This is a genomic window from Acinetobacter lwoffii, assembly GCF_024129685.1.
Taxonomy (GTDB): domain Bacteria; phylum Pseudomonadota; class Gammaproteobacteria; order Pseudomonadales; family Moraxellaceae; genus Acinetobacter; species Acinetobacter lwoffii_X.
The window spans coordinates 20286-34391 of record NZ_JAMXXL010000010.1; the positions used below are offsets into that span (position 1 = coordinate 20286).

A 14106-nucleotide genomic window follows, 5' to 3' on the forward strand; every position below is an offset into this window, starting at 1 on the left:
TTCTAAGGTTATGCTGTCATGAGTGAAAAGTTGCAAAAGGTGCTTGCACGCGTTGGTTTGGGTTCTCGCCGTTATATGGAAGAAGTCATTGCCGCGGGTCGTGTAAGTGTCAACGGGCAAATTGCCCAAGTGGGTGAACGAATCGAACCAGGTGATGAGCTTCGCATCGATGGTCGTAAAGTTGCCTTCCAGATTGAAGACGAAATCCGTCGTCGTGTCATTATTTACTACAAGCCTGAAGGCGAGATCTGCTCACGTAGCGATCCTGAAAACCGTCCGACTGTATTTGAACAGCTGCCTGCTATTCCGGGCGATCGCTGGGTAATGGTGGGTCGTCTGGATATTAACTCGACGGGTCTGCTTTTATTCACAAATGATGGTGAACTTGCGAATCGCTTGATGCACCCATCGAATGAAATCGAACGTGAATATGCAGTTCGTGTCATGGGTGAAGTTACACCACAAATTCGTAACAACATGCTCAAAGGCGTGGTGCTAGACGATGGTCCGGCAAAATTCGAATCTTTCTCTGAACTCGGTGGTGACGGGATCAACCGTTGGTTCCAGGTGGTAGTAAAAGAAGGTCGTAACCGTGAAGTACGTCGTATCTTTGAATCACAAGGCCTGAAAGTCAGCCGTCTACTGCGTACCCGTTATGGTACTGTGATTTTGCCACGCGAACTGCGTACCGGTCGCTGGATTGAACTGGATAAAAACGATATCGACAACCTGACCAAAGCTGTGGAATTGAAACCACGTCAAGGTACTGGTTTGTTTGGTATGGCGAAACGCCGTAATGAACGTATGCAGGACAAGCCGATGGCTGCACGCCGTGGCGGTTTCTTGCGTCAGCAACGTCGTGACAGTGATGAGCAACCACAAAATAATACTGGCCGTGAGCGTCGTGATGACAATGCTTATGGTCGTCGTGACAGAGCTGAAAACCAGAACGGCACTCAGTTTGTACGTCGTGAAAACCGTCCGGATCAAGGTTTTGGTCGCCGCGAAGAGCGTGATGAAAATGCGCCGCGCCGTCCATATGGCGTCAACAAAGGCTTTAAAAAGTTTTAATTAAGATAAATAAAAAAAGTCAGGCACATTGCCTGACTTTTTTTATGCTTTATGCATCAGGCACTTTGTGGAATCCCTTGCGGAATGGCACTGAGTAAACGCTTGGTATATTCATGCTGCGGAGATTGATACAGTTCATCTGAATTGGCGATTTCTACCAGTTCCCCATGATTCATCACCATGATCTGATCAGAAATATATTTCACTACCGACAAATCATGCGAAATAAAGATATAGCTGAGTCCGAATTCATCCTGCAAATCTTGCAGTAAATTCAGCACCTGCGCCTGTACTGAGACATCCAGTGCCGAGACCGATTCATCGCAGATCAAAATCTCGGGTTTTAAGGTCAGGCAACGTGCAATCGCAATTCGCTGACGCTGACCACCTGAAAACTCATGCGGGTAACGATAAAAAGCCTGTGCAGGCAAGCTGACCCGCTCCAACAGATCCAAGGCCATTTGTTTGCGCTCTGCATCATCCTGACCAATTTTATGAATCTGCATCGGTTCCATCAGGATTTGTCCAACAGTAAAACGTGGATTTAGAGAAGCATAGGGATTCTGGAAAATGATCTGGATTTTACGTTGATACTGCGTAAATTCCTGTTCCGACATGTCCAAAATATCCCGACCCTGAAACAGTGCTTTACCGCCCGTAGCCTGTTGCAGACGCATCAGCAATAAACCGATGGTGGTTTTACCCGAACCAGATTCCCCGACCAGCCCCAAGGTCTTGCCTTTGGCCAGTTGGAAAGAAATTCCTTTTACTGCTTGAAACTCATCTTTGCCAAACAGTCCTTTACGACTATAAAAAGATTTTTTCAGATCCCGTACATCCAGAATAATTTCCTCTCCGCCTTTTAGTCCACGTGAACGTTGCGGAAGCTGAGTATTCAGGCGGATATCTTCCAGCCAGGTTGAGCCATCCTGTTTCATAAAATCACTAATCATCGGCAAACGTAGCGGACGTTGCGAGAGTTGCGGGCGGCAGTGCAACAAGGCTTTGGTATACATGTCCTGAGGCCGGTCCAGCACCTCCCGAACCGGACCCTGTTCACGGATTTCCCCATGGCGCATCACAATAACCTGATCGGCAATTTCACCAACCAATGCTAAATCATGGGTAATAAACAGCATCGACATCTGGCGACGCTGACGCAGCGATTCCAGCAAGTCCAGAATCTGCTTTTGAATAGTCACATCCAGAGCGGTGGTCGGTTCATCTGCAATCAATAGTTTAGGCTCACAGGCAATGGCCATGGCAATCATGACGCGTTGCTGCTGTCCACCGGAAAGCTGCCCCGGATAGGCATCAATTTTAGTTTCTGGCGCAGGGATCCCCACTTCTTTGAGCAGCTCCAGGGTACGTTGCCGCGCCTGTTTTTTATTCATGCCCAAATGTAGTTGCAGGATTTCTGCAATCTGCATGCCTACCGTAAATACCGGATTTAGCGAAGACATTGGCTCCTGAAAAATCATGGCAATGTCTTTGCCGCACATCTTGCGCATTTCACGGGTTTTAAGCTTGAGCAGGTTTTTCCCTTCAAAGATGATCTGGCTATCTTCTGAAATACGTGCGCTTTCTGCCGGAAGCAGGCCCATAGTGGCGAGGGAAGTGACCGACTTGCCACTTCCCGATTCGCCTACCAGTGCAACTGTGGTATTGGCCGGAATCTCGAAAGAAACCCCTTTTACAGTCTCAATATATTCTTTATTTTCACCTTTAAAACTGACTCGTAGATTTTCTACGCGAAGTAGCGCAGGTGCTGTGCTTGGATTGATTTCAGACATCGTTGCGCTCCTATTTCAGTTTTGGATCTAATGCATCACGGAGTGCATCGGTAAACATCGAGAAAGCAGTTACCAATACCGCCATGGCGATTGAGGCTGCCGCCAGTTGCCACCATTTACCCAAAATCAGCTCGCTTTGCGCTTCATTTAGCATACTGCCCCATGACACTACCCCGATAGGCACACCGAAACCAAGGAAGCTCAAAATGACTTCAGACTTGATAAATGCCACCACCAGAATAGACATCTGTACCAGGGCAATATGGCTGACATTGGGAAAAATATGGACAAACATACGACGCATATTACTCACGCCAATCGCCTTGGCAGCCAGCACATATTCACGTGCCGTATGTTTCATGTATTCGGCACGAACCAAACGGAAGACTCCGGTCCAGCCAGTCAGACCTAAAATCAGGATGATTGATAAAATACCTTTCTGCTGTAACACTGCGGCAATGGCCAAAACCAGCAACAGATAGGGAATTGAGGTAAAGATATTATAAAACCAGTTGAGGACATCATCGACCCAACCACCAAAATACCCTGCTATTGCACCCAGTGCAGTCCCAATCAGTACAGCGACAAAGGCTGCAATCAATCCAACCAGAATCGAGGTTTCAGCCCCCTTGATGGTTTTCTGTAAAACATCCTGTCCCCATTTATCTGCACCGAAGACTAGACTTTGCTTGAGTTCCCCACTTTCATCCATCAGCTGGCCGCCGAGCTCCTGATTAATGGCCTTCATGTCTTCTGCCAGCGGATCGACCACGCCATAATAATCGATGCTTGCACCTGCACCCTGCTCAGCAGCAATTTCAGCATTCAATTCAGCAATGACATCTTTTAAGGGATCAACTGGATTGACCGGTACAGCAACAGATTTTGTACCCTGTTCTGCATCAGATCCAGCCGGAACTGGCGCTGCACTGATAAAACTTGGCGGTGCATAGCTGACCGCTACTTCTTTATTCCAGTCTTTGGCAATCAGGCCGCTCATTGACAGTACCAGCAGCAGCAGATAAAACAGCACCACATACAGGGAAAACATGGCAATCCGGTCACGTTTCAAACGGCGCATGGCCAGTTGCCATAAGCCTGTTGAAGCCGATTCAGGTGCTGCTTCAGCCGCTTGTTCTTTTTTAAATATCGCACTCAGCATAATTCACCTACTTCAACTGTACACGCGGATCGACCCATTTATAGATCAGATCGGCAATCAGGTTGAATATCATGGTCGCAGCAGCAACATAGACCGTAATGGCTTTAATCACAGGAAAATCGGAACGTTCTACCGCAATAATGACTTCACGGCCAATTCCAGGAATACCAAAAAAACGTTCAATCAGGAAAGCACCGATCAGCAGTGCCGGAAGTCCTGCCATGACATCGGTAATAATCGGAATCGAGGCATTGCGCAGGACATGCACGCCCATGATACGGTTTTCACCCAGGCCTTTGGCACGCGCAGTACGTACATAGTCCTGATTAACCTCATCCAGTACAAAGCTACGATACAGGCGTAGTGTTGGTGCAATACTTACCACCAACATAATCAGCACAGGCAACAAGGCATATTTGAAAAGGTTGTCAGCGAAATTATCGCTCCAGCCCTGTACCGGAAACCAACTCAGTTCATAAGCCAGGAAATACTGGAACACGATGATGTATACCAGAATACTGATCGACATGCCGATCGTACACAGCATCATGATCATGCGATCTGTCAAAGAACCACGAACCGAAGCCACACCCAAAGCCAGAATGATAGAAATAATGGTTTGCAGAATGGTCAGTGGAATCAGAATGGTCAGTGAGGGCCCCAAACGGGTGGTGATAATCTGTGCCACCGACTCCCCGGTACTCCAGCTCACCCCATAATCAAAGGTTAAAATCTGCTTGATAAAGATCCAGAGTTGTACGTAATACGGTTGATCCACACCCAGTTGCTGACGGATGTTCTCAATCTGTTCCGCATTGGCCATTTTACCGGCCAGAATATAGGCAGGGTCTCCACCTACCCAGTTAAACAGCAGGAAAATCAGCAAAATCACCCCAAGCATGGTCGGGATCATTTGCCAAAGCCGTCGAATAATATATGCCAGCATCGCTTGCCTTCCTTAATTTTTTCCAGAGATTTCATTAAAGAAAGCTTTGCTGTCCGGATCACGACCCAAGAAGTCTTTCACCATTTGCTCGCCATGCTTTTGTCCGCCTTGAGCCAGGACCGTATTACGATAATGCGCACCGACTTTCTTGTCCATGAGCTGATCACCAAAGGATGAAAGCATATCCAGGGCAATGACTTCAGACCACATATAGCTGTAGTAACCTGCCTGATAGCCGCCCATCAGATGCCCGAACTGTCCCGGGAACTGCTGACCGCTGACATAACCCAAGGCGGTCTTGCCTTCCATATCCTGCCAGAGTTTTAAAGGCTCAATGTTTTTTGCATCTTTACCATGCAAGGCCATATCATATTGGGCATATAAAGCCTGACGGGCGTAATGCAGGCCTCGACCGTAATTCTTCACATTCTTTAAGCGCTCGGTCATGGCAGCATCCACCCGAGGACATGCCGGCTCACAGTAATCCGCTACTTTTGACAAGGTTTCCAGACGGCGTGCCCACTCTTCATACATCTGTGATGGTGCTTCTACAAAGTCACGCTCTACCGAGGTACCAGACTGTTCTGTATAGCGGGTTTTCGATAGAATCCCGTGCAAGGCATGACCCATTTCATGCACAAAGGTTTCCAGCTCGTTGCTATTCAAGCCCTTACGGTTAAAATTGGTCACCAGTACCGATACCGGACGACGCTGATTCAGGGTACTGCCGCCATAAGCTCCCCAGACAGCTGCATGCCCATATTTACCTTCACGCGGGTATTTATCGACATATAATCCGCCCAAGAATTCGCCCGTTGCTTTGTCATGTACCGCATAATATTCCACTTCATCATGCCAGGCCTTGACTTTCACCGGCTTGAACTCAATGCCATAGAGTTCCGAAGAAATAGCGAATAACCATTTTTGCGATGCTTCTGTCGGGAAATAATCCCGCAATTTTTCCTGGTCAACCTTGTATTTGGCCTGACGCAGTTTTTCACTCCAGTAACCCTGATTCCAGCGTGTAATTTCTGCTTTTTCTAGTGGAACTTTTAAAGTTTCAGCCTTGAACTGACGTAATTGTTCTACATCCTGCTTTTCTAAAGGTGCAACTTTGGCATAAACCTCATCCAGAAAACCGTTCACTGCTTCCGGAGTTTTGGCCATGCGGAATTCAAGCGCAGAATGGGCATAGCTTTCCTTATCAAAAAGTTGTGCCATTTCATAACGCAGATCAATGGCTTTTTTCATGAATTGCAGGTTTTGTTCGGTCCCGCGACGCGTGTAAGCGGTCTGGTAACGTTTGCGTGCTTCATCACTTTCTGCCAGCTCCATAAAAGGCTGGTATTCCGGATAATCAAAGCCGAGCAGATAATTGCCCTTTTCATTTTTCTTTAAATTTGCGATGTAACTTTCTGGCAGGCCTTTCATTTCAGCTGGAGTAAATTCAACTTTTTCAGGGTTATCCCGCACATTTTTGGAAAAATCCTGCCCCAGTTTGGTACTTTCTTCAATAATTTCTTTCAGTCGTTTCTGTTTTTCTGCACTGAGTTGTACCCCGGTGTTCTCAAACTGTTCCAGAATGTCTTCTAAAAATTTCTGATCAATCGGATCACTGGCTTTCAGTTTTTTGAACTGTCCATACAGTTTCGGATTCTGATACAGGGTGGTTTGGTATTTGCTGATTTTAAGTTCACAGTCATCGGCTGCCTGACGCAATGCAGGATCCGGATCGACATTACTGTACAGCCCTACTGCAGCACCGAAATCACGGGCTTTGGCATGCAATTCATCCCATTCAGCCAGATAAGGCCCTGCCTTGGCTTTATTTTTAATTTTCTTATTTTCAAATATCTGGATATCTTTTTGCATGGAGGCCAGACTGGCATCACATAAAGACGGAATTTCTGCAGCCTTGAATAATGGCAGCAGCTGCGCTTGGGTTTCTGCCGCTACACCTTGATATCCCCCCATCATCATTAAACATAAGGTACTTAATTTTAAAGATTTTGATTTCATATTCATCTCCAGATTTTTTCTTACTTTTTCGTATTAATATCGATATACATCCATTCTGAAGACAGAATCGGATGGGACTTATGTCCAATAATTTGGGGTTGGGTCAAGGCGTTACGGTAGGTGCTATAGAGCATCAGGGTCGGCATGTTGACTTCCAAAATCCGGGTCATTTTGCGGTAGAGCAGATCACGCTCCGGACCAGGCGGCATGCTCTGGGTTTGTTCGTATAGACGGTCGAATTCAGGATGCTTGAAACAGGCATTGTTGGTGACATTGACATTCTTCCCATAGAACAGCTGCATAAAGTTGTCGGCATCCGGATAATCGGCAATCCATGCAGAACTCTTGAACATGGTTTTACATTGCTTTTCCAGCTTGATGCCTTCAGCGAATGGCATGGCCTTACTGGTCAGCTGAATATGGATACTGTCTAGGGTCTTTTTCCAGAATTCACCCTGTTGCTGGCCCCGACTGGTATTCCCAGTAATCAGTTCAATCACCAGAGGTTTACCTTCAGGCGTTTTCCGCCAGCCATCTGCACCGATCTTGTAGTTATAGCGGTCGAGCAACATATTGGCTGCTTTGACTGAATAGGGAATACTGCTTTTATAGGACGGTGAATAGCCTGCTACTCCTGGGGGGATAGGCATGTGCAGTTTTGCTCCATCCCCCTTAAGTAATACATTGATCATGTTTTCTACAGAAAATGCCATCGCCATGGCACGACGTAAGGCAATTTTTTCTGGCGCGAAACCACCCACGACCGGGTTTTGCATATTCCAGTAATGGTAGCTAATGGAGGGCTCTAAAATACGTGACAGCTTCACTCCCTGCTGAGCCAGCTCAGGCTTTAATTTGTCACCATCGAGGGCCTGAACGACGATATCACCCTCAATTTCGAGCAAGTCCAGTTCATTTTTCTTAAATGCCAGCATCCGGGATTGCGCTTCTTCAATAACACGCACATCAATAGTACCGATTTGAGGCATTTTTTTGCCCTGCATGGCTTTTACAATGGCCTGATCTTCTGCACCACTGGCTTTAAAGTCCCAGACAAAACCACGATAAGCCGGATTTGGTTTTAAGATAATCCGTGAGCCGGGTGTCCAGCGGCTGAGCACATAAGGACCAGTTCCCACTGGCCTATTCATGACCCAACCCGCCTTGTCTTTATATTTTTCAATCACTTCACGAGCTACTGCAGCGGCAGGCCCATGTGCCAGCAACATCGGAAAATTCTGATCCGGATTATTCAGCTTTAATACCAAGGTATAGCGGTCTGGAGTCTGAATACCTTCAAACGGATTTTCATAGGCTTTGCCATTCTTTTTGGTGAGGGCCATCCATGCTTCCAGCCCTTTAATTCGGCCATCCAGCAACCAGCTGTTCGGTGAATGCAGCTTTGGGTCCAGTAGACGTTTCAAGCTATAAGCATAGTCATACGAAGTCAGTTCACGTTTTTTACCGCCGAAGACCGGATCATCAGCAAAGTAAATACCCTTTTTGATTTTAATGGTATAAGTCAGGCCATCCGCACTCACTTGAGGCAAACTGACTGCAGTCAAGGGTACCAGTTTCGCTGGCGAGGCCAGATAGTCATAGGTAAATAAGGTCTCAAAAATCGCGGCATTAATCTTGGCTGAATAACGGTCATGGATATAACCCGGATCAAAACCGGTTTCAGCTGCCGGAAAGACGGTTTTTAAAACTTTATTCGGATTCGCCGGATTGGCCGCCCATGTGGACGCTACCCCTGTCATCATTAAACTGACCACCAAAACCCCGCGCGCCAGTTTTTTTAAAGCATTTGTATTCACATTCATACTGGTTCTTAATCTTCTCAAGTTATTTTTTAACAGCTTCAATATCCATATATTGCCAAACTGCTCGGGTCACAGGATGGGCTTTAAAGCCCTGTACATGCGGATGAATCAACCAGTTGCGTATACGGGTATTGTGCAGAATCCATGGATTATCGGCCTCCATCTGGCGGTTCATCTCCTCATAATATGGCGTCCGCTGCTGTGGCGGCAGTTTCATTGCAGTCTGGTACAATGCGTCATAGGCTTTTGAGGTATAGCAACTCAGGTTGCCTTGCTGCGCATTTGGCCCATACAGTAATTGGGCAAAGTTTTCCCCTTCCGGATAGTCCGCAATCCAGGCTCCACCCCACATCATATGTTTGCATTGGGTGGCTTCTTTTAAATTGTCAGCAAAATTACTGACCTTGAACTCAATTCGCACCCCGATTGCATCCAGATTCTTTTTCCATAACTCTGCAGAAATCACCGAAGAGCTTGAGCTGGTTGAATTCATTTTTAGTGTCAAAGGCTTGCCATCAGGCAAGGTGCGGTAACCATCAGCGCCTTTCTTATAGCCAAAGCGGTCAAGCAGTTTATTGGCCAGTAATGGGTTATAAGCAATACTGCTTTTATACTTCGGATCATGTCCCCCCACTCCCTCTGGCAAAATCATTTCAGCTTTATCGGCATGACCTTTGTACAACTGCTGGATAGCTTCTTTCTGGTTATAGGACAAGGCGAGAGCACGACGTAAGGCAATTTTTTCCAGTGAATTTCCACCAATTAACGGATCACGCATATTCATGATGGTATAGGTAATTTCCGGTTCTTTATTCGGATAATGCAGGATGCCTTTTTTCTTATATTCGCTTTTCAGCTGCTTATTTTCCAGTGCCTGTTCGGCGCCGCTCGCAGTGAGTTTGTCATAGTCCAGTTGTCCAGACTTTAAAGCCAGCCAGCGAGACTGTTCCTCTTCAATAATACTGATTTTGATCTTGCCAATTTGCGGCATCTGCTTGCCTTGCATGGCTTTGATAATACGTTGATCCCATTCGGAACCATCGCCCTTAAAGTTCCAGACAAAACCGCGATAATTCGGGTTGGCGGTCAATTCAATACGGCTACGCGGCACATATTTGTGTAACTGATAAGCCCCTGTTCCAACCGGATGCTGACCTGCCCGATGACCATAATGTTCGATCACCTCCCGTGCGGTACCACTAAAAGCCACATAGGCCAGAATATATGGAAAATTCAGATCGGAACGGGTCAGGGTAATTTGTAAGGTATATTTATCTAGTGCTTTTAAACCGGGAATAGCTGCATCGTAGTTGAACTTGCCAGTTTTTTTAGCCTGCTGGATGACCTGATCTGCCCCAAGGATTTTCCCCTCAATAAAAGAAAAAGAAGGAGAATGATTTTTGGGATCCATGATCCTTTGCATGGAGTAGATATAATCACGCGCCACCAGTTCACGCTTTTTGCCCTGAAATGCCGGATCATCACTGAAATAAATTCCTGGCTTGACTTTAAAGGTATAAACTTTGCCATCCTGCTCAACCTTGGGTAAAGATTCAGCTGTATTTGGAGCCAAGATTGCCGGCCGCGCCAGATAGTCATAACGCAATAAAGGCTCAAAAATAGCTTCAGCAACGCTACCACTATAAAAATTATAGGTTTTGACCATATCAAAACCATCATCAGGCGCTTCAAAAGCCAAGTTTAAAACTTTATCCGGATGTGCAGATGATTTTGCCCAGGAGGCTTGCCCCGTAGTCATGGCCAAGGCCAAAATTGTCATACTGAAAAATGCTGATTTCAAATTTGTACCTATTCTTGATCTTGAAGTTTTATTGCTATAGGAAGTCTTTAACACATCATCCCATATTTGCTTCAATGGATGGGTCAAAGCTGGACAGATGGAATAAACTGAACAAAGCGAATTTCATGCCATCCTCGAAAAATAACGATTTTTTCCTGTTATTACCTCAAAAAAGCTTATTTTTATTAATTATTTAAAACATTATCAATAACATAATATTTTCCATGAATCATTAATTTAATGTTTATTCTTAAAATCTAGATTCAAACCTAATCTGCACAAAAATAAACCAGACCTGTTTCATATTATTGCATCCTCCCCCTGCTTCAACCCAAAAAAATACCCACATAAGTAAATGAAATATATAATTATTATCTTATTAAATTATTGTATATTTTATGTAAAAATCATGCACCATGATTAAACTTTATTCAATTTATCTTTCAGTTTTAGATTCCTTTCTTATTCATTAAATATTTATTTTTTACTTTCTCATGGTTTCCTATAGAGACTTTCTTCAGATTTTAAACCCTACTCTCTTAATATTTCTTCATCAGAACTTAGTACAACTCCAAAAAAATCAAATTAAATATATTTTTTTCAATCACTTAATATTTTTTAAAATTAATAATTTATAAGTTGGCATTCGCTTTGCTTAAGTCCTCCCAGCACTACTTCACATAACAAAAGGGTGAAAATTACGATGAAAAAAAACAAATTGGTCGGATCTATGGGGGCTCCAACAGTTGGCAAGACAATACTCAAGTTAAGTACGCTTACCTTAAGTATGATGTGCTTGTCTTTGGCACATGCAGCCGATGAACCAGAAAACTCTGCCGCTCAACCTACCAAGGTTCAAAAAGTGACAGTGACAGGTTCATCTATTAAAGGAGTAGCTGCACAAAGTGCATCTCCTATTACTGTGCTTAAAGTCGAAGATCTGGTGAATCAGGGGGTCACCACGGTTGAAGAAGCCATTAATAAAGTAAGTGCTAACCAAGCTGGTTTTGCTGTTTCTCAAAATATTGGTAAAAGTAATACTTCAGGTTCTTCTGCCAACCTGCGTGGGATTGGTACTGATAAGACCTTAGTTTTATTAAATGGGCGTCGTTTGGCTAACAGCCCATTTAGTACTTCTGAAGTTAACCTGAATATTATTCCGCTCGCGATGGTTGAGCGAATCGAGATTCTGCGTGATGGTGCTTCTGCAGTATATGGTGCAGATGCAATTGCCGGCGTAATTAACTTTATTATCAAAAAGGAATACCAAGGTTTCGGTATTTCTGGTGGACTGCAAGCACCTGAAGAAAAGAATGGCGACAAATATGATGTCTCTATTTTCGGTGGTTATGGTGATCTGGATGAACAAGGTTTCAACGTTTACGGTGTAGTAGATTATCGTACTTCTGACATGATCATGGCCAAAGATCGTAAAGTCAGCCGTCGTGGTGGTTTAATTCCAGAGTTGAACATGGCGATCGGTTCAAGTGCCGGCTTCCCTGCCAACCTTTTAGATTCAGGTGTAGGTGTAGTTAACCCTTATATCAATCAAAACTGTAATAATGCACCAAATATGTTTGTATCTGGTACACGTTGCCTGTTAAACACTCAAGCACTCATTGGTATTACTCCAGAAGAAGAAACTTTTTCAGCTCTAGGTAAAGGTACCTTCAAATTAACCGATTCATTAAATGCGGTTGCTGAATATATTTATACTGAAAGTAAAGTAAAAACCTCGATAGCACCTGATGTATGGGGAGGTAGTCTTTCTATTCCAAATACCAGCAAATATTATCCAGGCAACGGCATTACACCAGACATCGCTGGTCTGGTAGATCCAAGAGCAGCACTTTATTTACGTTCACAATCAGGTAACCGTGTTTCTCAATCAGAAAATGAATCAAACCGCTTTTTTGCAGGGATTGAAGGTGAAGTCTACGGTTGGGATGTAAATGGTGGCGTTACTTATGCCAAAAGTGAAGCAACTGATAATTTCGTCAGTGGTTACCTGAATCAAAGTTTGGTTCAAGCCGCACTTAATGATGGCACCTTAAACCCATTTGGTCCTCAGGCCGCTGCAGATGCTGGGAAATGGTCTACTTTTGATGTGGCAGGCCCAACAAATATGGCAAGTCTGGATTCTACCACTATAGATTTCACCGTCAGCCGTCCAATCTATGAACTACCTGCAGGTGAAGTTGGATTTGCCTTGGGTGGTAGCTACACCACTCAGGACTGGGAAGCCAAGGTGAATGCCGATCTTGTTCGCCAGGTTCCAGGTTCTGGTATTGATCCAAATAAACCGTCAAGTTCAGGTGACCGTGATATTACTGCGGTGTTTACTGAATTACATGTACCGATCTTGCCGACTCTAGAAGCTCAACTTGCGGCACGTTATGATGACTATAGTGACTTTGGTGATACTTTCAATCCAAAAGTATCCCTACGTTGGGAACCGGTTAAAGAGTTAATGTTCCGTAGTTCTTATAGTACTGGATTCCGTGCCCCAAGTATGTGGGAAATCAACTCTTTACAAAGTGAAACCAATACTAGCACTAACTTCAATAACCCACGTTTTTGTGATGCTAACGGTCAACCGACCAGCACCCAATTTGCAGACCAATGTGGTATGCAGTTCAAGCGTAAACAAGGTGGTAACCCAGACTTACAGCCAGAAGAATCAACCTCTTTTACAGCCGGATTCGTATATGAACCAATCAAGAATCTGGTATTCACCGCTGATTACTACAATATTGACATTGAAGGTTTAGTCAGCTCAGTTACTCCTAATGACATTTTTAATGACCTTGATCGCTATGGCAATCTGATCGTTTACGCTCCAGATGGTCGTATCCAATATTTAAATACAACTCTACAAAATATGGGTGGATTAAAAACTGAAGGGATTGACCTCAGCCTGAACTACTTAAGCCCAATGACAGCAACAGGCCGTTTTGGTTTTGGGATTGATGGTACCTATGTCATCAAAATGGATGAGCAAGAAGAACCAAACGGTGAATGGGAAGGGCTCGTCGGCATCTATGATGATCCTGCAGTCGTCCGCTGGAGACATATTGCCAATATCAACTGGTCTTATGAAGACTGGAAAATGAGACTAGAACAACAATATATCCGTGGTTATGAAGACTTTTCTCAAGAACGTGATGTAAGTGCCTATACGCTTTATAACTTTGCAGGCACCTATAGCGGATTCAAGAATTTAGAGCTAACTGCAGGTATTCGCAACATGTTTGATGCAGAACCACCTGCTTCTGATGCAACCAACAATGCTCAATATGGCTATGACCCTCGTCACGGTGATCCAATGGGCCGTACCTACTTCCTACGTGGTACTTATAAATTCTTTTAATTAATTACTTCGCAAACACTGCTGCCAAGCGGTGTTTGCGGTTTTTCCCGTTTAATTTTAGCCAAACAAAAAATAATGCTGCCTGTAACTAAAAAAATTTTCTCATCAGTGCACTATTTCC

At 44.6% G+C, this 14106-nt stretch carries 8 protein-coding genes; 2 read left to right on the forward strand and 6 right to left on the reverse strand.

The genetic code is table 11. From position 1 onward, the window contains the following. Positions 1-18 precede the first annotated feature (18 nt). Positions 19-1071, forward strand: coding sequence for a 23S rRNA pseudouridine(2605) synthase RluB (rluB, locus tag NI464_RS06735; RefSeq protein ID WP_005107723.1), 1053 nt, complete (start codon positions 19-21; stop codon positions 1069-1071). Between the two features lie 56 nt (positions 1072-1127). Here the strand turns inward: rluB and NI464_RS06740 are convergent, their stop codons facing one another. From NI464_RS06740 to NI464_RS06765, 6 genes are read right to left on the reverse strand one after another with little or no spacing between them, the layout of a single operon-like run. Beyond that, positions 1128-2864 (reverse strand): ABC transporter ATP-binding protein, encoded by a 1737-nt coding sequence (locus tag NI464_RS06740; protein ID WP_253138010.1) that lies wholly within the window; start codon positions 2862-2864, stop codon positions 1128-1130. 10 nt (positions 2865-2874) lie between these two features. Continuing rightward, the gene (locus tag NI464_RS06745; RefSeq protein ID WP_253138011.1) at positions 2875-4026 is read right to left on the reverse strand and encodes an ABC transporter permease; all 1152 of its coding nucleotides are present in this window, start codon (positions 4024-4026) and stop codon (positions 2875-2877) included. Positions 4027-4033: 7 nt separating this feature from the next. After that, a complete protein-coding gene (locus NI464_RS06750) occupies positions 4034-4972 on the reverse strand; it encodes an ABC transporter permease (protein WP_004279216.1) in 939 nt (312 codons plus the stop codon). Positions 4973-4984: 12 nt separating this feature from the next. Continuing rightward, positions 4985-6991 carry a M3 family metallopeptidase gene (locus NI464_RS06755; protein ID WP_253138012.1) on the reverse strand — a complete coding sequence of 669 codons (2007 nt, stop codon included), beginning with the start codon at positions 6989-6991 and terminating at the stop codon, positions 4985-4987. Positions 6992-7011: 20 nt separating this feature from the next. After that, positions 7012-8814 (reverse strand): ABC transporter substrate-binding protein, encoded by a 1803-nt coding sequence (locus NI464_RS06760; protein WP_253138013.1) that lies wholly within the window; start codon positions 8812-8814, stop codon positions 7012-7014. A gap of 22 nt (positions 8815-8836) precedes the next feature. Then, positions 8837-10594, reverse strand: coding sequence for an ABC transporter substrate-binding protein (locus NI464_RS06765; RefSeq protein WP_253138014.1), 1758 nt, complete (start codon positions 10592-10594; stop codon positions 8837-8839). A gap of 724 nt (positions 10595-11318) precedes the next feature. Between NI464_RS06765 and NI464_RS06770 the strand changes: the two genes are divergently transcribed. Continuing rightward, positions 11319-13985 (forward strand): TonB-dependent receptor, encoded by a 2667-nt coding sequence (locus NI464_RS06770; RefSeq protein WP_005104845.1) that lies wholly within the window; start codon positions 11319-11321, stop codon positions 13983-13985. The last annotated feature ends 121 nt before the right edge of the window (positions 13986-14106 follow it).

What these genes read in the sequence shown, in the direction of transcription:
- rluB (WP_005107723.1), top strand. Translation starts at nt 19, where the DNA reads ATGAGTGAAAAGTTGCAAAAGGTGCTTGCACGCGTTGGTTTGGGTTCT.
- NI464_RS06750 (WP_004279216.1), bottom strand. Translation starts at nt 4,972, where the DNA reads ATGCTGGCATATATTATTCGACGGCTTTGGCAAATGATCCCGACCATG.
- NI464_RS06760 (WP_253138013.1), bottom strand. Translation starts at nt 8,814, where the DNA reads ATGAATGTGAATACAAATGCTTTAAAAAAACTGGCGCGCGGGGTTTTG.
- NI464_RS06745 (WP_253138011.1), bottom strand. Translation starts at nt 4,026, where the DNA reads ATGCTGAGTGCGATATTTAAAAAAGAACAAGCGGCTGAAGCAGCACCT.
- NI464_RS06755 (WP_253138012.1), bottom strand. Translation starts at nt 6,991, where the DNA reads ATGAAATCAAAATCTTTAAAATTAAGTACCTTATGTTTAATGATGATG.
- NI464_RS06765 (WP_253138014.1), bottom strand. Translation starts at nt 10,594, where the DNA reads ATGACAATTTTGGCCTTGGCCATGACTACGGGGCAAGCCTCCTGGGCA.
- NI464_RS06740 (WP_253138010.1), bottom strand. Translation starts at nt 2,864, where the DNA reads ATGTCTGAAATCAATCCAAGCACAGCACCTGCGCTACTTCGCGTAGAA.
- NI464_RS06770 (WP_005104845.1), top strand. Translation starts at nt 11,319, where the DNA reads ATGAAAAAAAACAAATTGGTCGGATCTATGGGGGCTCCAACAGTTGGC.